14 protein-coding genes are annotated in these 20,229 nt (G+C 72.1%); 10 read left to right on the top strand and 4 right to left on the bottom strand.

Annotation, left to right across the window (positions count from 1 at the left end; all coding sequences use genetic code 11):
• The first annotated feature begins 213 nt into the window (after positions 1-213).
• Positions 214-396, top strand: a complete 183-nt coding sequence (locus DVH02_RS13665; RefSeq protein WP_114624072.1) for a hypothetical protein — start codon at positions 214-216, stop codon at positions 394-396.
• Positions 397-437: 41 nt separating this feature from the next.
• Positions 438-3,527 (top strand): helix-turn-helix transcriptional regulator, encoded by a 3,090-nt coding sequence (locus DVH02_RS13660; protein WP_199566274.1) that lies wholly within the window; start codon positions 438-440, stop codon positions 3,525-3,527.
• 7 nt (positions 3,528-3,534) lie between these two features.
• On the opposite strand, the gene DVH02_RS13655 is transcribed toward DVH02_RS13660, so the two are convergent.
• The 3 genes from DVH02_RS13655 to DVH02_RS13645 form a co-directional block, all read right to left on the bottom strand.
• Complete coding sequence (locus DVH02_RS13655) at positions 3,535-3,894, bottom strand: DUF6191 domain-containing protein (RefSeq protein ID WP_407697621.1); 360 nt, start codon at positions 3,892-3,894, stop codon at positions 3,535-3,537.
• Between the two features lie 58 nt (positions 3,895-3,952).
• Positions 3,953-5,104, bottom strand: coding sequence for a PQQ-dependent sugar dehydrogenase (locus tag DVH02_RS13650; protein WP_114624070.1), 1,152 nt, complete (start codon positions 5,102-5,104; stop codon positions 3,953-3,955).
• A gap of 113 nt (positions 5,105-5,217) precedes the next feature.
• The gene (locus DVH02_RS13645) at positions 5,218-6,198 is read right to left on the bottom strand and encodes an aldo/keto reductase (RefSeq protein WP_199566276.1); all 981 of its coding nucleotides are present in this window, start codon (positions 6,196-6,198) and stop codon (positions 5,218-5,220) included.
• 131 nt (positions 6,199-6,329) lie between these two features.
• On the opposite strand from DVH02_RS13645, the gene DVH02_RS13640 reads away from it, so the two are divergent.
• The 6 genes from DVH02_RS13640 (at position 6,330) to serA (ending at position 16,090) form a co-directional block, all read left to right on the top strand.
• A complete protein-coding gene (locus tag DVH02_RS13640; RefSeq protein ID WP_114624068.1) occupies positions 6,330-7,271 on the top strand; it encodes a 2-hydroxyacid dehydrogenase in 942 nt (313 codons plus the stop codon).
• 368 nt (positions 7,272-7,639) lie between these two features.
• Positions 7,640-10,477: a putative bifunctional diguanylate cyclase/phosphodiesterase gene (locus DVH02_RS13635; RefSeq protein WP_114624073.1), complete on the top strand. Its 2,838-nt coding sequence runs from the start codon at positions 7,640-7,642 to the stop codon at positions 10,475-10,477.
• Between the two features lie 211 nt (positions 10,478-10,688).
• Positions 10,689-12,554 carry an acetolactate synthase large subunit gene (locus DVH02_RS13625; RefSeq protein WP_114624066.1) on the top strand — a complete coding sequence of 622 codons (1,866 nt, stop codon included), beginning with the start codon at positions 10,689-10,691 and terminating at the stop codon, positions 12,552-12,554.
• Between the two features lie 41 nt (positions 12,555-12,595).
• Positions 12,596-13,120, top strand: a complete 525-nt coding sequence (gene ilvN / locus DVH02_RS13620) for an acetolactate synthase small subunit (RefSeq protein ID WP_114624065.1) — start codon at positions 12,596-12,598, stop codon at positions 13,118-13,120.
• Between the two features lie 118 nt (positions 13,121-13,238).
• Complete coding sequence (gene ilvC, locus DVH02_RS13615) at positions 13,239-14,240, top strand: ketol-acid reductoisomerase (protein WP_114624064.1); 1,002 nt, start codon at positions 13,239-13,241, stop codon at positions 14,238-14,240.
• 257 nt (positions 14,241-14,497) lie between these two features.
• Complete coding sequence (gene serA / locus DVH02_RS13610) at positions 14,498-16,090, top strand: phosphoglycerate dehydrogenase (RefSeq protein ID WP_114624063.1); 1,593 nt, start codon at positions 14,498-14,500, stop codon at positions 16,088-16,090.
• Between the two features lie 110 nt (positions 16,091-16,200).
• Here the strand turns inward: serA and DVH02_RS13605 are convergent, their stop codons facing one another.
• Positions 16,201-17,382: a PucR family transcriptional regulator gene (locus tag DVH02_RS13605; RefSeq protein WP_114624062.1), complete on the bottom strand. Its 1,182-nt coding sequence runs from the start codon at positions 17,380-17,382 to the stop codon at positions 16,201-16,203.
• Positions 17,383-17,536: 154 nt separating this feature from the next.
• On the opposite strand from DVH02_RS13605, the gene DVH02_RS13600 reads away from it, so the two are divergent.
• Together DVH02_RS13600 and pruA are read left to right on the top strand one after the other, a co-directional pair.
• Positions 17,537-18,463 carry a proline dehydrogenase family protein gene (locus tag DVH02_RS13600; RefSeq protein ID WP_114624061.1) on the top strand — a complete coding sequence of 309 codons (927 nt, stop codon included), beginning with the start codon at positions 17,537-17,539 and terminating at the stop codon, positions 18,461-18,463.
• Positions 18,464-18,554: 91 nt separating this feature from the next.
• Entirely contained in the window at positions 18,555-20,186 is a 1,632-nt protein-coding gene (pruA, locus tag DVH02_RS13595) for an L-glutamate gamma-semialdehyde dehydrogenase (protein ID WP_114624060.1), read from the top strand.
• Positions 20,187-20,229: the final 43 nt, after the last annotated feature.

The following is a 20,229-nucleotide window of genomic DNA, read 5'->3' as shown; positions in this document are numbered from 1 at the left end:
CAGGGCTCGCGAGCCCTGGTGCCGCGCCTCGCCGCGATCCACGGCACCAGAGCCCGCTCCCTCATCCGGCGTGATCCAGACGAAAGACCCTAGACCCACCCCGCCCTGCCCTCGACTCGGGCACTGTTTCTAAGGCCCGGGACCCCGCGGACATGCGGCACACTCCCGATGCGGCGCCACCCCCTGGGAGACGAAGGTCGAGGCATCGGCACGATGCCGCTCCGTTTCGTCCAGGGGGACACGATGTACGCGTACGAACTCCACAAGATCCGTGAGGCCGAACTCCTCCGCACCGCCGCCGACCGGCGCCTCGTACGGCAGCTGCGCCGAGCCGCCGGGAAAGCCCCGGAGGGGCAGGCGGGTCCGCCCGGCCGCCGGCCGCGCCGCACCCCGTGAGCCGCTCGAAAACGAGTGCCGCGCTGTCAGACCCCTGTGCGATGCTCGGCACCGTGGAGACCAGGTCCGTCAGCCCGGTGTTCGTCGGCAGGACCGACGAGTTGACCGTGCTCACCGAAGCGCTCGCCCGCGCCACCGCGGGCGAGCCGCAGGCGCTGCTCATCGGCGGTGAGGCGGGGGTCGGCAAGACCCGGCTCATCGAGGAGCTGCGCGAGAGGGCGTGCGCGGAGAAGGCCGTCGTCGCGATCGGCGGCTGCGTCGAGATCGGCGCGGACGGGCTGCCGTTCGCGCCCTTCTCCACCGCGCTGCGCGCGCTGCGCCGCCTGCTGCCCGACGAGCTGGTCGCGGCGGCGGACGGGCAGGACGACGAGCTGGCCCGCATCCTGCCCGAGCTGGGCCGCGCCGACCGGGGCGCGCTGGACGAGGACGGCACCGCGCGCCTCTTCGAGCTGACCGCGCGGCTGCTGGAGCGGCTCGCGACGGACCGTACGGTGGTGCTCGTCCTGGAGGATCTGCACTGGGCGGACGCCTCCACCCGCCATCTCCTCGCCTATCTCCTGCGCTCCCTGCGCCGCGGCCGCGTCGTGGTGCTCGGCACCTACCGCGCGGACGACATCCACCGCCGCCACCCGCTGCGCCCGCTCCTCGCCGAGCTGGACCGGCTCAGATCCGTCCGGCGCGTCGAGCTGCCCCGCTTCAACCGCGCGGAGGTACGCAGCCAGCTCGCCGGGATCCTCGACGGCGAGCCCGACCCCGGCGTACTGGACCGCATCTTCGAACGCTCCGACGGCAACGCGTTCTTCGTGGAGGAGCTGGCCTGCTCCCTCGGTGCCGACAGCGGTACCGGCACCGGCGGCGGGCTGAGCGACTCGCTGCGCGACCTGCTGCTCGTCAGGGTCGAGGCGCTGCCCGAGGACGCCCAGCGGGTCGCCAGGATGGTCGCCGAAGGCGGCACCACCGTCGAGTACCCGCTGCTGCTGGCTGTCGCCAGGCTCGCCGAGGACGACCTCATCGAGGCGCTGCGGGCCGCCGTCGGCGCCAGCATCCTGCAGCCCACCCCGGACGGCGACGGCTACCGCTTCCGGCACTCCCTGGTGCGCGAGGCCGTCAGCGACGATCTGCTGCCCGGCGAGCGGTCCCGGCTCAACCGCCACTTCGCCGAAGTGCTGGAGGCCGACCCCCGGCTCGTCCGCGCCGACGAGCGCACCACCCGGCTCGCCAGCCACTGGTACCACGCGCACGACCCGGCGAAGGCGCTGCCCGTCGTGCTGCGCGCCTCCGTGGAGGCCAGGGAGCGCTACGCCCACGCGGAGCAACTGAGGCTGCTCGAAAGGGCCATGGAGCTGTGGGACAGCGCGCCCGCCGAGGTGCGGGGCACCCTGCGCCCGCCGGACGACCTGGACGCCTACCCGGCCTGCGGAAGCCGCCCCGACAACTCCCCGCTGAGCTTTCTGGACCTGATGGCGGAGGCGACGGACGCCGCCCGCGTCGGCGGTGAGCACGAACGGGCCCTGGCGATCTCGAAGAAGGCCCTGCGGATGCTCGACGGTGAGGAGGAGGGCCGCGATCCGCTGCGCGCCGCGTGGTTCTGGATCCAGCGCTCCCGGCTGAAGCAGCAGCTGTCCCGGGGCGACGGCTGGTCGGAACTGGCCACGGCCCAGGAGCTGGTACGCGGCCTGCGGCCGTCCGCCGTGCACGCGGAGGTCCTCTCCATGGTCGCCGGCTGGGACGCCCTGCACCGGCCCGGCCCCGACAGCCTGGTCGCCGCCGACCGCGCCGTGGAGTACGCGCGGCTGGTCGGCGCCGAACACACCGAGCTGCACGCCCGCCTCACCCGGGGCTGGCTCACCGCCGACGCGGGCAGCCCCGACGAGGGCATCGCCGAGATGTACGCCGCACGCGACCGGGCCGTCGAGCTGGACTCGGTCGGCATAGTGGGGCGCGCCAGCATCAACCTGCCCTCCACGCTGGAGACCCAGGGGCGGTCCGAGGAGGCCGTGGCCCTCGCGGAGAAGGGCGTCGCCTTCAGCCATCAGCGCGGTCTCGCCGACACCGAGGTGTGGGTCCGCCACAATCTGGCCCACTCCCTGTTCTCCCTGGGCCGCTGGGCCGAGGCCGACACCGCCCTCGACGGGGCGGCCGATCTCACGCAGTCCCAGAAGTCGCGCGGGCTCGTCGCCGCGCGCCGCGCCGAAATCGCCCTGTTCCGGGGCGACTTCGACGAGGCGACCCGCCAAGTGACGCTGGCCCGAGGCTTCTTCGGCACCCACGACTTCCAGCCGCAGCACCACATACCGCCGACCCGGCTCGCCGTGTGCCTGGCGGCGCGGCGGGGCGCGCTCGCCGAGGCCAGGGCGGAATTCGAGCAGATCATCGGCCATGGCTTCCCGCCGGGCACCCAGCAGCACGCGCTGCCCCTGCTCTGCGCGGTGGTGTCGGCGGAGGCGGACGCCCGGGGGCTGCCGGACGCCGATGCGGGCCGGGCCGCCGTCCTCGCGGCCGTAAGGACCCACGGGAAGCGACTGCCGACCCTGGTACCCGTCTGGCGGGCGTACGGGCTGCTGCTGGAGGCGGAGCTGGCGCGGGCCGAAGGCCGGCCCGCGCCGGAGCGCTGGACCCACACGGTGGCCGCCTTCGAGAGCGTCTCGCGCCCCTACGAGCTGGCGCACGCCCGGCTGCGGCTGGCGGCGGCCCTGCTCGACTCCCACGCGGAGCGCTCGGCGGCCGCCCGGCCGCTGCTCCTGGCCCACGCCACCGCCACCGCGCTCGGCGCGCGCCCCCTCGCCGAGGAGATCGAGCTGCTCGCGGGCCGGGCGCGCATCGGCCTCCCGTCGGCCCCCGGCGCCGCCCGCGCCCCGGGCCGGACGGCCGGACCGGCCGCGGACCCGCGCCCGGCGTCCGGTGGCGCGGTCCCGCCCGACCCGATCCGTGCCCTGGGGCTGACACCGCGCGAGCGGGACGTCCTGCGGTTGGTCGCCGCGGGCCACAGCAACCGGCGCGTCGCCGAGGAGCTGTACATCTCGCCCAAGACCGCGAGCGTCCACGTCTCCAACATCCTGGCCAAGCTCGGTGTCTCGGGGCGTACGGAGGCGGCGGCCCTCGCCCACCGGCTGCGCCTCTTCCCTCGGTGAGAGAGCCTCAGCCCCGGGACGGCCCCGCGTCGGTCTCCCCGTCGGTCTTCCGGTCGGTCTCCCCGTCGGTCTCGCCACCGGGTTCCGTGTCCTTCTCCGGTCCGGACTCCACGCCCGGCTCTGCGCCCGGTTCCGCGCCGGACTCCACGCCCGGTTCCGCACCTGTCTCGGTGCCTGGCTCCGCGCCCGGTTCCGCGCCTGGCTCCGGGCCCGGCTCCTCCGGGACTCTTATCGTGACCTTTCCTGAGGTCAGGTCTATCGGGCCGCGCCCCGGATCGTTGGGATCGACGTCGACCCGGCTCAGCTCCAGCCGCTTCTGTTCGTCATGGGTGTGCTTGCGGCCCGGCGCGAAGATCTCCTCGAACATGTTGAACACGGACAGTCCCTCTTTCTCGGATTCCCTCTCGGAGCCGCCTCACGTCCCGCTACCCGACCTCCAGCCGGAGAATCCGGTCGTCGCCGGACCGCGGTGTGCCCCTGCCGTCCGTGGCGCTGGTCGTCAGCCACACCGTGCCGCCGCCCGTGGCGAGCACGGTACGCAGCCTGCCGTACTCGCCCTTCAGGAACGCCTGCGGAGGGGCCGCGGATTCCCGCCCCGCCAGCGGGACGCGCCACAGGCGCTGACCGCGCAGCGCCGCCATCCACAGCGAACCCTCAGCGAACGCGAGACCGCTCGGCGACGCCTCGCTCGGCGGCCACACCTCCACCGGGTCCACAAAGCCGTCGGCCGTGCCGCCCTCGCCCTCCACATCCGGCCAGCCGTAGTTCTTGCCCGGCTCGATCAGATTCAGCTCGTCCCACGTGTCCTGGCCGAATTCCGAGGCCCACAGCTGCCCCCGCGCGTCCCAGGCCAGCCCCTGCACATCCCGGTGCCCCAGGGAGTAGACCACCGAGTCCGCCTCGGGATTGCCGTGCACCGGCTGACCGTCCGGCGTCATCCGCAGGATCTTCCCGCCCAGCGACTCCTTGTCCTGGGCGAGCGCGGGATCACCCGCCTCGCCGGTGCCCGCGTACAGCATCTTGTCCGGGCCGAAGGCGATCCGGCCGCCGTTGTGGATGGTCCCCTTCGGGATGCCGCGCAGCACCGTGTCGGGGGCGCTGAGCTGCTGCCCGGCCGGCTTCTTCTCGTCGTACAGCATGCGCGCGACGCGGTTGTCCGACGCGGTGGTGAAGTACGCGTACACCAGCCGGTCCGAGGCATACGTGGGGGAGAGGGCGATCCCCAGCAGACCCCCCTCGCCGCCGGGCGCGACCCCGGGCACCGAGCCGACCGCGGTCTTTTTGCCCCGCTCGCCGTCCCGCACCCCGACGCGGGTGATCGTCCCGTCGTCGCGCGAGGAGACCAGCAGATCGCCGTCGGGCAGGGCCGCCAGCCCCCAAGGCGTCCTCAGCCCCCGCGTCAAGGTGGACACCACCTTCACCGAGCCCTTCGCGGGCGCGGCCGACGGGCTCGGCGACGCGTCCTGCGACGGCGTGCCGGCCGGGCTCGACGCGGGGCTCCGGCCGAGATCGGGTGCGCGGTCGGACGAGCATCCGGTGGCCACGACAAGCGCCACCGCGGCACAGACGGCCGTCACTGCTGAACGGTGCACGGTTCCGGTCCCTTTCCACACGACGACAAAGACTGTTCCACGACACGACAAGGACTCAACGCTGTTCCACGAGGCGGACAAAGACGCAACGCCGCCCCCTACCCCGCCGCCCCGGCCCAGGAGTCCCACGACTCCCGCACCGGCGGCAGGGCGGCTATCTCGGCCAGATCCCGCGCCGTCAGCTCCAGCTCCGCCGCCCGCGCGTTCTCCACCGCCCACTCCTCCCGCTTCGTCCCCGGCAGCGGCACCACATGGCGCCCCCTGCTCAGTACCCACGCCAGCGCCACCTGCGCCGGCGTCGCTCCGTAACGTTCCGCTATCCGCCGCAACCCCACCAGCAGCGGCTGGTTCGAGGCCATGATCTCGGCCGTGAACCGGGGATGGCGGGCCCGCAGGTCGTCCGGCTCGAAACCCTGCCCCGGAGTGAGCGTCCCGGTCAGGAAGCCGCTGCCCAGCGGCATCGCCGCGAGGAAGCCGACACCGCGCGCCTCGCACCACGGCAGCAGCCGCTCCAGCGCCTCCGGCGACCAGACCGACAGCTCCGCCTCCACCGCGCTGACCGGAAACACCTGCTGGATCCGCTCCAGCTGCCGGATCGTGGACTCGTGCGGACGCGCCCCCGACCGCCGACGGGAAGCGCGCGCCCCCACCGCGCACAGCCCCAGCGCCCGCACCTTCCCGGCGCTCACCAGCTCCGCCATCGCGCCCCACGTCTCCTCGACCGGTATCTCGGGATCGGCGCGGTGCAGTTGGTACAGGTCGATCACATCGGTCTGCAGCCGACGCAGCGACGCGTCGCACGCGCGCCTTATGTAGGAGGGCCTGCCGTCGGCGACGATGTGCTGGTCCCCGACGAGCAGTCCGCACTTGGTCGTGACGAAGACGTCCGCCCGCCGCTTGCCGACCACCCGCCCCAGCAGCAGCTCATTGGTGAAGGGGCCGTACATGTCGGCCGTGTCCAGCAGGCTCGTACCGGCGTCGAGCGCCGCGTGCACCGCACGGAGCGACCGGTCACCGCGCTGCTGCGAGCCGGTGTACGCCCAGTTCATGGGCATACAGCCGAGTCCGACCGCCCCCACTTCGAGCGCCGCCGCACCGATTGTCCTGCGCTCCAACTGCCGTACCCCTCCATAAGACCGACCCGGCGGTCCCTGTGCCCGTCCTCAAGCTAACCTCATCGCACCGCCGCGCTTCGCATAGCCTCCTGACCATGACTTCAGACGTGTGGCTCCCGCTTCCGGCAGACGAGATCGAAGGACTTCCCGACAGCCTGGACTACCGGTTCTGGGACGGCGGCGACTCCTACCCCGCCGACCCGGCGCGCTGCGCCCTGTACGTCGTTCCGTACCTGAGCGGTCCCCAGGTCTCCACCCGGCCCCTGGCCGAAATGACATCCTTGCGCCTCGTGCAGACCCTCTCGGCGGGGGTGGACAACGTGACGCCCGCGCTGGGCCTGCTGGCGCCGGGCGTGCGGCTGTGCAACGCCAAGGGCGTCCACGAGGCCAGCACGGCCGAGCTGGCCCTCACCCTGACCCTCGCCTCCCTGCGCGGGGTGCCCGGCTTCGTCCGGGCCCAGGACCGGGGGGAGTGGCGCTCCGGCTTCCACGAGGCGCTCGCCGACAAGTCCGTGCTGATCGTCGGCCACGGCTCGATCGGCGCCGCCATCGAGGACCGGCTCACGCCCTTCGAGTGCGCGCGGGTGATACGCGTCGCGCGCTCGGCCCGCACCACGGAGCGCGGCGCGGTCCACGCGTTCACCGAACTGCCCGCGCTGCTGCCGGAGGCGGACGTGGTGATCCTCTCGACGCCCCTCACCGAGGCGACCCGGGGGCTGGTGGACGCCGCCTTCCTGGCCGGGATGAAGGACGGCGCGCTGCTCGTGAACGTCGCGCGGGGCGCGGTCGTCGACACCGAGGCGCTCCTCGCGGAGCTGGAGAGCGGCAGGATCCGCGCGGCTCTCGACGTCACCGACCCCGAACCCCTGCCTTCCGGCCATCCGCTCTGGCATGCTCCGGGTGTTCTCGTCAGTCCCCACGTCGGCGGACCCACCTCCGCCTTCCTGCCGCGCGCCAAGCGGCTGCTCGTCGAGCAGCTGACCCGGTTCGCGGCCGGGGAGGAGCCGCTGAACGTCGTACTCACCACGGGCGCCTGAGAGACCCCCGAGGGGCGCCTGCGCACCGCTCCGCGCGCCCCTCGCGGCCGCCCCGCCGCACCCCCGATGCCGACAACACCCCAGGTCGTCACGGAGAGTAGAAGAACTATGTCCCTGAGTGACGAGTCTGGTGTATCGTCCCGATCTGGGGGCTGTGCCGCGCCTGGGGCGGTGCGGCGGAGCGATCAGGAACCGAGGGGGCGACGGGCGATGTACGGCCGATGGACGAACGATCCGACGCGTCAAGGACGCCGGCGGCGGCGGCCTCCGGACACCCCGGTGCGCACCGCGTGCGCACCGAAGATCACGACGCCGGCTCCGGGACCCGCACCGGCGCCGAGCGGAGCGCTCCGGTGAGCGCCGAGGGCATGGTCGTCGGCGCGCGCCCGGCCGTCGGCGGGAGCGGCGGGCTGGTCGCCCAGCTCCTCCTCGCCCTGATCTGCGCGGGCTACGCGACCGGCGCCGCGATGGGCTGGGGCTCGGAGCGGCTGGCCCTGTTCATGGGCGACTTCGGGCTGAGCTTCGCCGCCCTGATCGCCGCCGTCTCCTGTTTCTTCTACGCACGCGGCCACTCCAGCCGGTTCCGGCCCGCCTGGCTGCTCTTCTCCTTCTCGTCCGCGATGGCCTCGGCGGGAAACGCGGTCTGGGGGTGGTACGAGGTCGTGCTCGACCAGCCCGTACCCAGCCTGTCCCTCGCCGACCTCTGCTTCCTCTGCTTCGCGCCGCCCGCCATCGTGGGCCTGCTCGTCCTCGCCAAACGCCCGGTGAGCAGGGCCGGCTGGGTCTGCCTCGCGCTGGACTCCTGGCTCATCGGCGGCTCCCTGCTCACCCTCTCCTGGAGCCTGGCCCTCGCCCGCACGGCGACGTTCCAGGGCGAGAGCGTGCTGCAGGCGGCTCTCTCGCTCGCCTATCCGCTGCTCGACATCGTGCTCGTCAGCATGGTTCTCGCGCTCCACTTCCGGCGCGGTACGGGCAGCCGCTCCGCGGTCAACACCGCGATCGCCGCCCTTGCCCTGACGGTGCTCTGTGATGCCCTGTTCACCTCCCCGCTGCTGCGTGACACCTACCGCTCGGGACAGCTCCTCGACGCCGGGTGGTTCGCCGGCTCGCTGCTTCTCGCCTACGCGCCCTGGGGGGTGCGCCGCATGACGGACACCGTCCCGGCGCCGCCCCGGCAGGCCCGCCACTCCACACCCATCGCCAGCTCGCTGGCCGCGCTCACGCCGTATCTGGCCGCGGCCGTCTGCACGCTGGGGATCCTCTACAACGTCATCGAGGGCCGCCGGGTCGACCGGGTCGTGGTCCTCACCGGCTGCACGGTGGTCCTCGCCCTGGTCATACGGCAGGGCATCATGCTCGTCGACAACATCGCGCTCACCCACGAACTGGCCCAGAAGGAGAACCACTTCCGCTCCCTGGTGCAGGGCTCCAGCGATGTGATCATGATCGCCGCCGCCTCCGGCACCCTGCGCTACGTCAGCCCGGCGGCGGCGGGGGTGTACGGGCGCGACGCCGAGGACCTCGTCGGCGCCGAGCTGGCCTCGATCATCCACCCGGACGATCTCGGCCGGGTGATCCACGAGGTCCGGCGTTTCCTCGCCACGCCTCCGGCGGAGGAGCCCACCACCAGGATCGAGTGCCGCTTCAGCTCGGGCAGCGGCGGCTGGCTCAACGTGGAGTCCACCGTCAACCGCCATCAGGGCGGGCTGATCTTCAACAGCCGGGACGTCACCGAGCGCGTCCGCCTCCAGGCGCAGCTGCAGCACAACGCCGAGCACGATCCGCTCACCGACCTGCCCAACCGCGCCCTGTTCACCGAGCGGGTCCGCCAGGCCCTCTCCGGGCGCCGCGCGACCGACCCCGGCACGGCGGTGCTCTTCATCGACCTCGACGGCTTCAAGGGCGTCAACGACCGGCTGGGCCACCAGACGGGGGACGAGCTGCTCGTCCAGGCCGCCCACCGCCTCCAGGAGTCCGTACGGGCCGGGGACACGGCCGCCAGGCTCGGCGGCGACGAGTTCGCCGCCATCGTCCTCGGCGACGGCTCCACGGACCGGACGGCCCGGGAGTACCAGGTCCACGAGATCGCCGACCGGCTCCGGCTCCGGCTCTCCCAGCCGTACCGGATCGACGGCAACGATGTCCGGGTCGCCGCCTCCATCGGCGTCGCCTTCGCCGAACCGGGCATAAGCCCCACCGGCCTCATGCGCAACGCCGACCTCGCCATGTACCGCGCCAAGGCGGCGGGCAAGGACCGCGTCGAGCTGTACGCGCCCCAGATGCAGGCGGACGTGGTCCGCAGGACCGAGCTGGCCACCCGGCTGCGCACCGCCCTGCACGACGGCGAATTCGCCCTGCTCCACCAGCCCGTCGTCCATCTCACCTCCGGCCGGGTCTCCGCCGTCGCCGCGCAGGCCCGATGGCGCTCCGCCCAGGGCATCCTGTACACCCCCGCCGAGTTCCTGCGCGTCGCCGACGACAGCGACCGCACCGCGGAGCTGGGGCGCTGGCTGCTCGAACAGGCCGTCGAGCAGGCGGCCGAGCGCGCCGGGCTCGGCCACACCGCCCCGGTGGCGGTCCGGCTGCCGGCCCGCAGGCTGCTCGACAAGTCCATGCCGCTGGGCTCCATCGAGGCGCTGCTGACCCGCTACGGGCTGCCCTCGGGCGCCCTGATGATCGAGCTGTCCGACAGCGAACCGCGCGCCTCCCTGGACGAGCTGGAACACCGCCTCGTCGCCCTGCGCCGCCTCGGCGTCCGGATCGCGCTCGACGGCTTCGGCAGCGGATACGCGGCGATAAGCGCCCTGCGCAGACTCCCCGTCGACGTCCTGAAACTGGACCGCGGCCTGGTCGAGGGCGTCGTGGAGTCCGCCAGGCTGCACAAGATCACCGCGGGGCTGCTCCGGATCGCCTGCGATCTCGGCATGCAGTCCGTCGCCGAGGGCGTGGACGTCCCCGAACAGGTGATCGCCCTGCGCGCCATGGGCTGCACACACGGCCAGGGCATGGCCTTCGCCGGCCCGCTGGACGAGCACCGGCTGCGCCGCGCCCTGGTGGCCGGTTCCTACCCGGTGCCGGGCGCGGTCGCGCAGCCCGTCCTCTCCGGCGGCGCGCTCCCCGTCCGGCGCTCCCGGCAGCCGGTCTCCGACCGGATCCCGCGCCCCACCCTGCGCTCAAATAATGAGACGCCCGTCCCACCCACTTGACAGCCGGGGCGCGGCGGAGGGAGGGTCAGTGCCATGCGCACCCGAATTCTCGTACTTGGAAAGCGCGTCGGCTGAAGCAGAGCCCCGTACCCGCTCTGCAGACCGCACCGACGCGCTCCCCTCGCCTGCCTCCTGGCACGAGGGGTTTTTTGTTGCACCGACACACCCCAAACCCTCGCAAAACCCCTTCAGCTTCGAGAAGAGAATGCCGATGACCGACCAGGCCACCGGGGCCCACCATCCGCAGCCGCGGGCCCGTAACGGCGGACCGTCCTCCGCCTCCGTCGAGCACGTCACGGGCGCGCAGTCGCTCATCCGCTCCCTTGAGGAAGTGGGCGCCGACACGGTATTCGGTATCCCCGGCGGCGCCATCCTCCCCGCGTACGACCCGATGATGGACTCCACCCGGGTCCGCCACATCCTGGTCCGCCACGAGCAGGGCGCCGGTCACGCGGCCGAGGGGTACGCCCAGGCCACCGGCAAGGTCGGCGTCTGCATGGCCACCTCGGGCCCCGGCGCCACCAACCTGGTCACCCCCATCGCCGACGCGCACATGGACTCGGTGCCCATGGTCGCGATCACCGGTCAGGTGGCGAGCGCGGCGATCGGCACGGACGCCTTCCAGGAGGCGGACATCTGCGGCATCACCATGCCGATCACCAAGCACAACTTCCTGGTGACCAAGGCGGAGGACATCCCGCGGATCATCGCGGAGGCGTTCCACATCGCCTCCACCGGCCGCCCGGGTCCCGTCCTGGTCGACATCGCCAAGGACGCCCTCCAGGCGCGGACCACCTTCAGCTGGCCGCCGGTCCAGGACCTGCCCGGCTACCGCCCGGTGACCAAGCCGCACGCCAAGCAGATCCGCGAGGCCGCCAAGCTGATCTCCCAGGCCAGGCGTCCGGTGCTGTACGTCGGCGGCGGTGTCATCAAGGCCGGGGCCACCACCGAGCTGAAGGTCCTCGCCGAGCTGACCGGCGCGCCCGTCACCACCACCCTGATGGCGCTGGGTGCCTTCCCCGACACCCACCCGCTGCACGTGGGCATGCCGGGCATGCACGGTTCGGTCACCGCCGTCACCGCGCTGCAGAAGGCCGACCTGATCGTCGCCCTCGGCGCCCGCTTCGACGACCGCGTCACCGGCAAGCTGGAGAGCTTCGCCCCGCACGCCAAGGTCGTCCACGCCGACATCGACCCGGCCGAGATCGGCAAGAACCGGATCGCGGACGTGCCGATCGTGGGCGACGCCCGCGAGGTCCTGGCCGACCTCGTCCAGGCGGTCCAGGCCGAGCACACCGAAGGCCACGTCGGCGAGGCCGCCGCGTCGGGCTACTCGGCCTGGTGGAAGGATCTCAACCGCTGGCGCGAGACCTACCCCCTCGGCTACGACCAGCCCGCCAACGGCACGCTCGCCCCGCAGCAGGTCATCCAGCGCATCGGACAGCTCGCGCCCGAGGGCACCGTCTTCGCCGCGGGCGTCGGCCAGCACCAGATGTGGGCCGCCCACTTCATCGACTACGAGAAGCCCGCCACCTGGCTGAACTCCGGCGGCGCCGGGACCATGGGCTACGCGGTCCCCGCCGCCATGGGCGCCAAGGCCGGCCGGCCGGACCGTACCGTCTGGGCGATCGACGGCGACGGCTGCTTCCAGATGACCAACCAGGAACTCACCACCTGCGCCCTGAACAACATCCCGATCAAGGTCGCGATCATCAACAACGGCGCGCTGGGCATGGTCCGCCAGTGGCAGACCCTCTTCTACAACCAGCGCTACTCCAACACCGTGCTGCACGCGGGCCAGGAGCCCGAGGGCGCCCCCAGCGGCGGCACCAGGGTCCCGGACTTCGTGAAGCTGGCGGAGGCCATGGGGTGCGTCGCGCTGCGCTGCGAGTCCCCGGACGAGCTGGACGCGGTGATCGCCAAGGCCAACGCCGTCAACGACCGCCCCGTCGTCGTCGACTTCATCGTCCACGAGGACGCCCAGGTCTGGCCGATGGTCGCCGCCGGCACCTCGAACGACGAGGTCATGGCCGCCCGGGACGTCCGTCCCGACTTCGGCGACAGCGCGGACGACTGACCCGCGGCACGAGAGACCGAGCCCGAGAGAAGAGACCGACCATGACCAGGCACACACTCTCCGTTCTGGTGGAGAACACCCCCGGCATCCTCGCCCGGATCGCCGCGCTGTTCTCCCGCCGCGGGTTCAACATCGACTCACTCGCGGTCGGTGTCACCGAACACCCCGACATCTCCCGCATCACCATCGTGGTCAATGTCGAGGAACTGCCCCTGGAGCAGGTGACGAAGCAGCTCAACAAGCTGGTGAACGTCCTCAAGATCGTCGAGCTGGAGCCCGGCGCCGCGATCCAGCGCGAGCTGGTCCTGGTGAAGGTCAGGGCCGACAACGAGACCCGCTCCCAGATCGTCGAGATCGTCCAGCTGTTCCGCGCCAAGACCGTGGACGTCGCACCCGAGGCCGTCACGATCGAGGCCACCGGATCGAGTGACAAGCTCGACGCGATGCTCAAGATGCTGGAGCAGTTCGGCATCAAGGAGCTGGTGCAGTCCGGGACGATCGCCATAGGGCGCGGCGCGCGGTCCATCACGGACCGCAGCCTGCGGGCCCTCGACCGCAGCGCGTAGGCCGTAACCCCCCGGCTCCGCGGCTCGAATGCCGAGACCGGGAAACCACCATCAGCCGCCCCGCCGTACGGTGGGCAGCGAGCTGTTCCACCGAAGTGCACATCAAGGAGAAGACCCAGTGGCCGAGCTGTTCTACGACGACGATGCCGACCTGTCCATCATCCAGAACCGCAAGGTCGCGGTCATCGGATACGGCAGCCAGGGCCACGCCCACGCGCTGTCGCTCCGCGACTCGGGTGTCGACGTCCGGGTCGGCCTGCACGAGGGCTCGAAGTCCAAGGCCAAGGCCGAGGAGCAGGGCCTGCGCGTGGTGACGCCGGCGGAGGCCGCCGCCGAGGCCGACGTCATCATGATCCTGGTGCCGGACCCGATCCAGGGCCAGGTCTACGAGGAGTCCATCAAGGACAACCTGAAGGACGGCGACGCGCTCTTCTTCGGCCACGGCCTGAACATCCGCTACGAGTTCATCAAGCCGCCGGCCAACGTCGACGTCGCGATGGTCGCCCCCAAGGGCCCCGGCCACCTGGTCCGCCGCCAGTACGAGGAGGGCCGCGGCGTTCCGTGTATCGCGGCCGTCGAGCAGGACTTCTCGGGCAAGGCGTTCGCGCTGGCCCTCTCGTACGCGAAGGGCATCGGCGGCACCCGCGCCGGCGTCATCAAGACGACTTTCAAGGAAGAGACCGAGACCGACCTCTTCGGTGAGCAGGCCGTGCTCTGCGGCGGTACCGCCGCGCTGGTCAAGGCGGGCTTCGAGACGCTGACCGAGGCCGGCTACCAGCCGGAGATCGCGTACTTCGAGTGCCTCCACGAGCTGAAGCTGATCGTGGACCTGATGTACGAGGGCGGCCTGGAGAAGATGCGCTGGTCGGTCTCCGAGACCGCCGAGTGGGGCGACTACGTCAGCGGTCCGCGCGTCATCAACGACCAGACCAAGGTCGAGATGAAGAAAATCCTGGCCGAGATCCAGGACGGTACGTTCGCCAAGAACTGGATGGACGAGTACCACGGCGGTCTGAAGAAGTACAACGAGTACAAGAAGGCCGACAGCGACAGCCTGCTGGCGAGCACGGGCGCCGAGCTGCGCAAGCTCATGAGCTGGGTCGACAACGACGACGCGTAGCGTTCCCGACGCGGCCCCGGTCCTCAGCGGCCGGGGCCGCGTCACCGGCGCCGACGCCGGGCCCCCGCACGTACGAGTGATCCTGCCGCACGGGCGGAATAACCCTCCGGCGACGGCATTACACTGCTCAACACATACGCGTCAGGCCCACAGCGTCGTGCGTCTTTCACGCGGTTAGGGCGCGCTCCGCCCTAGGACCCCTCCACCGCATGCGGCCGTCGGGACGGCCGTCCGCAATGGGACTTGTGAGGACTCACGTGAGCTCGAAACCTGTCGTACTCATCGCTGAAGAGCTTTCGCCCGCCACCGTCGACGCGCTCGGTCCGGATTTCGAGATCCGGCACTGTGACGGCGCCGACCGCGCGCAGCTGCTGCCCGCCCTCGCCGATGTGGACGCGATCCTCGTCCGCTCCGCGACCAAGGTCGACGCCGAGGCCGTCGCCGCGGCCGCGAAGCTGAAGGTCGTCGCCCGCGCCGGGGTGGGTCTCGACAACGTCGACGTCGCCGCCGCCACCAAGGCCGGCGTGATGGTCGTCAACGCACCGACCTCCAACATCGTCACCGCCGCCGAACTGGCCTGCGGTCTGCTCGTCGCCACCGCGCGCAACATCCCGCAGGCCAACTCCGCCCTCAAGAACGGCGAGTGGAAGCGCTCCAAGTACACGGGCGTCGAGCTGAGCGAGAAGACCCTCGGCGTCGTCGGCCTCGGCCGCATCGGTGTGCTGGTCGCGCAGCGCATGTCCGCCTTCGGTATGAAGATCGTGGCGTACGACCCCTACGTGCAGCCGGCCCGCGCCGCCCAGATGGGCGTCAAGCTGCTGTCGCTCGACGAGCTGCTCGAAGTCTCGGACTTCATCACCGTGCACCTGCCCAAGACCCCCGAGACGCTGGGTCTGATCGGCGACGAGGCGCTCCACAAGGTCAAGCCGTCCGTGCGGATCGTCAACGCGGCGCGCGGCGGGATCGTCGACGAGGAGGCGCTCGCCTCCGCCCTCAAGGAGGGCCGCGTCGCCGGAGCCGGGCTGGACGTGTACACGAAGGAGCCCTGCACGGACTCCCCGCTCTTCCAGTTCGACCAGGTCGTCTGCACCCCGCACCTGGGCGCCTCCACCGACGAGGCGCAGGAGAAGGCGGGCATCGCCGTCGCCCGCTCCGTACGGCTCGCGCTCGCCGGTGAGCTGGTGCCGGACGCGGTCAACGTCCAGGGCGGGGTCATCGCCGAGGACGTACGCCCCGGGCTGCCGCTCGCCGAGAAGCTCGGCCGGATCTTCACCGCCCTCGCGGGCGAGGTCGCGGCCCGGCTCGATGTCGAGGTGTACGGCGAGATCACCCAGCACGATGTGAAGGTGCTCGAACTCTCCGCGCTCAAGGGCGTGTTCGAGGATGTCGTCGCCGAGACCGTGTCGTACGTCAACGCCCCGCTGTTCGCGCAGGAGCGCGGCGTCGAGGTCCGCCTCACCACCTCCAGCGAGTCGCCGAACCACCGCAACGTGGTCACCGTGCGCGGCACCCTCGCCGGCGGCGAGGAGGTCTCGGTCTCCGGCACCCTGGCCGGGCCCAAGCACCTGCTGAAGATCGTCGCGATCAACGAGTACGACGTGGAGCTGGCGCTGGCCGACCACATGGTCGTACTGCGGTACGAGGACCGCCCCGGCATCGTCGGCACGGTCGGCCGGATCCTCGGCGAGGCCGGGCTGAACATCGCGGGCATGCAGGTCGCGCGCGCGGAGGAGGGCGGCGAGGCGCTCGTCGTGCTCACCGTGGACGACACCGTGCCGCCCACCGTGCTCGCGGAGATCTCCGAGGAGATCGGCGCGGCCTCGGCGCGCTCGGTGAACCTGACCGACTGACGCGGTCGATCCTGGGACACACCCGAGGGGCCCGGCAGCAGCTGCCGGGCCCCTCGGCGCGCTCAGGGGCAGCCCGCTGATCGTCGTGGTGGGCCGGTGCGCCGGGGGTATCACCGCGCTGGCCGCCCGACCGCCCCGGGAGCGGCCCGGATCGCGGTCGCCTTCAGCGTCATGTGGAGCAGCAGCCGGTCCTCGCCGTCGTCCAGGTCGAGCCCGGTGAGCTGCTCGATCCGCGCCAGCCGGTAGTACAGCGTCTGCCGGTGGATGCCCAGCGCCGAGGCCGTGCGGCCCGCCTGGCCCGCGTGGTCGAGGAAGACCTCGGCGGTGTGGGCCAGTTCGCCGTGGGCCGGGGCCAGCAGGGGCAGGACCACCGGGTCCGGTGCGGCGGGCAGCGCGGTGAGCAGGCGGTACGGGCCGATGGCCGTCCACTGGGCCACCGGGCCGAAGCGGGGCTGGGCCTCGCAGGCGCGGGCCGCCGCGACCGCCTCCCGCCAGGCCGCCGGCAGTTCGGCGGGGCCCCGGCGCGGGGCGCCCGTGCCCGCGACGGTGCCGGGGCCCGCGCTCTCGCGCAGCCGGTCCACGGCCGCGAGCACCGGGGCGAGCGCGTCGGCGGAGCGCAGCCGTACGAGCAGGGCCAGCGCCGCGTCCCCGCCGCCGTCCGCCGCGCCGTAGGGCAGCGCGCACAGCGCCGCCGTCCCCGGCACCGCCCGGGTCCCCGGCTCCTCGTCGGGCCAGGGCGCCACGCACACCACCACGTGCAGCCCCTCCGCGCTCGGGCCGAGCGCCGTGCGCAGCGCGGCCAGCGCCATGTCCCGCTGCCCGCCGGGACCGGCGCTCAGCACGGCCCGCAGCTCGCGCGCCGGATCCGCCCCCGTGCGCAGCTCGTCGGCGAGCAGATCGCCGATCCGGCCGGTCACCTCCATGGCCGCCGCCAGCCGGGAGGCGGCGGGCCCCGGGTCCGAGTCGTCCAACAGCCATACGTAGCCGAGGACATGGCCCCGATGGCGCACGGGCAGACAGATCCGGCCCCGGAAGACCCCCGCGTCCGGGGCGGCCGGGATACGGACCGGATCCGTGGCGCGGGCGATCCCGAACGCCTCGAACCAGGCGCGGACCGCGGGCGTCGACTTCCGGGTCAGGATCGAGCGCGTCCTGACCGGGTCCATCGCCGCGTCGTCCTCGCTGTCGTGCGCACCGAAGGCGATCAGCCCGAAGTCGCGGTCCTCCAGCGTCGCGGGGACGCCGAGCAGCGCCGAGATCTCGTCGACCAATTCCTGATAACCGTCGTTCACCCGGACATTCTCCCACCGCCTTCAGACATATGTCTGAGATCGGGGCCACGGATGCGTGACAGCTGTCGATGGCAGAGGATCGGAGCGATCTCTAGGTTTCGCAGTGGTTCCCCGTTTGCGGTTCCCCGTTTCGATTCCACCGTGGAGGTGACCCGTGCTGGGTCCCGTGATCCTCGCCGCGTCGCGCAGCGACACCCTGCGCCGCGCCGTCTCGGCCGCCCCGGTCACCAAGCCCGTGGTGAACCGCTTCATCGCCGGTGAGTCCGTCGAGGAGACGGCCCCGGTGATCCGGTCGATGGCCGACAACGGCCTGGAGATCACCCTCGACGTGCTCGGTGAGGACATCACCGACCGGGCCGAGGCGCTCGCCGCCCGGGACTCCTATCTGCGGCTGGTCGAGGCCCTCGCGCCGCTGGAGCTGGGGGAGCGCGCCGAGATGTCGGTGAAGCTGTCCTCCTTCGGCCAGGCGCTGCCCGGCGGGCACGACCTCGCGCTGGAGAACGTGACCGCCGTCGTCGAGGCCGCCGCCGCGATCGGCACCACGGTCACCCTCGACGCCGAGGACCACACCACCATCGACTCCATGCTCGCCATCCACGGCGAGCTGCGCGCGCGCTTCCCGCGGACCGGCGCGGTCGTGCAGTCGTACCTCTTCCGCACCGAGGACGACTGCCGCGCCCTCGCCGCCGCCGGATCGCGCGTCCGCCTCGTCAAGGGCGCCTACAAGGAGCCCGCCTCCGTCGCCCACCAGGACAAGGGCGAGGTCGACAGGGCGTACATCCGCTCGCTGCGGATCCTGATGGAGGGCGGCGGCTACCCGATGGTCGGCACCCACGACCCGCGCATCGTCGCGATCGCCCAGGATCTCGCCCGGCGCGCCGGACGTAAGCTCGATGAGTACGAGTTCCAGATGCTGTACGGCATCCGCGAGGCCGAGCAGCTCCGGCTCGCCGCCGAGGGGCACCGGATGCGGGTCTACCTCGCGTACGGCACCGACTGGTACGGCTACTTCATGCGCCGCCTCGCCGAGCGACCCGCCAACCTCGCCTTCTTCCTGCGCTCGCTGGTCACCCGCGGCTGAGCGGCCGGCCCGCTCCCCGGCGACGGGGAACGACCGGCGCGACCGAGCACGACCGACGTACAGATCCAGCACATTGAGGAGATTCGCCACCATGGACGCTGTGACCCAGGTTCCCGCGCCGGTCAACGAGCCGGTGCACGGGTACGCTCCCGGCTCCGCCGAGCTGGCCCGCCTGGAGGCCAGGCTCAAGGAGCTGGCCGAGAACCCCGTCGACCTGCCGATGACCATCGGCGGCGAGAAGCGGATGGGCGGCGGCGCCCGCGTCGACGTCGTCCAGCCCCACAACCACCGGGCCGTGCTGGGCACCTTCGCCGGCGCCACCGAGCAGGACGCGCGGGACGCGGTCGACGCCGCGCTCGCCGCCGCCCCTGGCTGGCGCGCGATGGCCTTCGACGACCGTGCCGCGATCATCCTGCGCGCCGCCGAGCTGCTCGCCGGGCCGTGGCGCGAGACGCTGGCCGCCGCCACCATGCTCGGCCAGTCGAAGACCGCCCAGCAGGCCGAGATCGACACCCCGTGCGAACTGGTCGACTTCTGGCGCTTCAACGTCAAGTACGCCCGTGACCTGCTGGCCGAGCAGCCGCCGGCCAACTCGCCCGGCGTCTGGAACCGGCTCGACCACCGGCCGCTCGAAGGGTTCGTCTACGCGATCACGCCCTTCAACTTCACGGCCATCGCGGGCAATCTGCCCACCGCGCCCGCGCTGATGGGCAATGTCGTGGTGTGGAAGCCGTCCCCGACGCAGACCCTCGCCGCCGTGCTGCTCATGCGGGTGCTGGAGGAGGCCGGACTGCCCAAGGGCGTCATCAACCTGGTGACGGGCGACGGCATCGCCGTCTCCGAGGTGGCCCTGAGCCACCCCGAGCTGGCGGGCATCCACTTCACCGGCTCGACCAAGACCTTCCAGCACCTGTGGAAGACGGTCGGCAACAACATCGAGAAGTACCGCTCCTACCCGCGGATCGTCGGCGAGACGGGCGGCAAGGACTTCGTCGTCGCCCACCCGAGCGCCGACCGCGCGATCCTCAAGACCGCGCTGACCAGGGGCTCCTTCGAGTACCAGGGCCAGAAGTGCTCGGCGTCCTCGCGCGCGTACGTCCCCGCGTCGATCTGGCACGACGGCTTCGCCGAGGAGTTCGCCGCCGAGGTCGACGGGATTGCCATGGGCGACGTCACCGACCTGTCGAACTTCATCGGCGCCGTCATCGACGAGCGCGCCTTCGCCAAGAACAAGGCCGCGATCGACCGCGCCGCCGCCGACCCCGCCTGCACGATCGTCGCGGGCGGCACGTACGACGACTCGGTCGGCTACTTCGTCCGCCCGACCGTCATCGTCTGCACCGACCCGGCGAACGAGGTCTTCACCACCGAGTACTTCGGCCCGATCCTCGCGGTGCACGTGTACGAGGACGACCGGTACGACGCGGTGCTCGACCAGCTGGAGTCCGTCTCGGCGTACGCCCTGACCGGCTCGGTCATCGCGGGCGACCGCGCCGCCGCCGCCCACACGATGGCGAAGCTGCGCTACGCGGCCGGCAACTTCTACATCAACGACAAGTCGACCGGCGCCGTCGTCGGCCAGCAGCCCTTCGGCGGCGGTCGCGCGTCCGGCACCAACGACAAGGCGGGCGCGCCGCAGAACCTGATGCGCTGGACGCTCACCCGCGCCATCAAGGAGACGCTCGTCCCGCCGACCGACTACCGCTACCCGCACATGGGCTGACCGCTCGGCCCTCCCCGGATCCCGCCCCCGCACCGGTTGTCCC

This window comes from Streptomyces corynorhini (genome assembly GCF_003346515.1).
GTDB lineage: Bacteria > Actinomycetota > Actinomycetes > Streptomycetales > Streptomycetaceae > Streptomyces > Streptomyces corynorhini.
The sequence above is the reverse complement of the archived record's forward strand: the minus strand, read 5'-3'. Positions and strand labels throughout refer to the sequence as shown.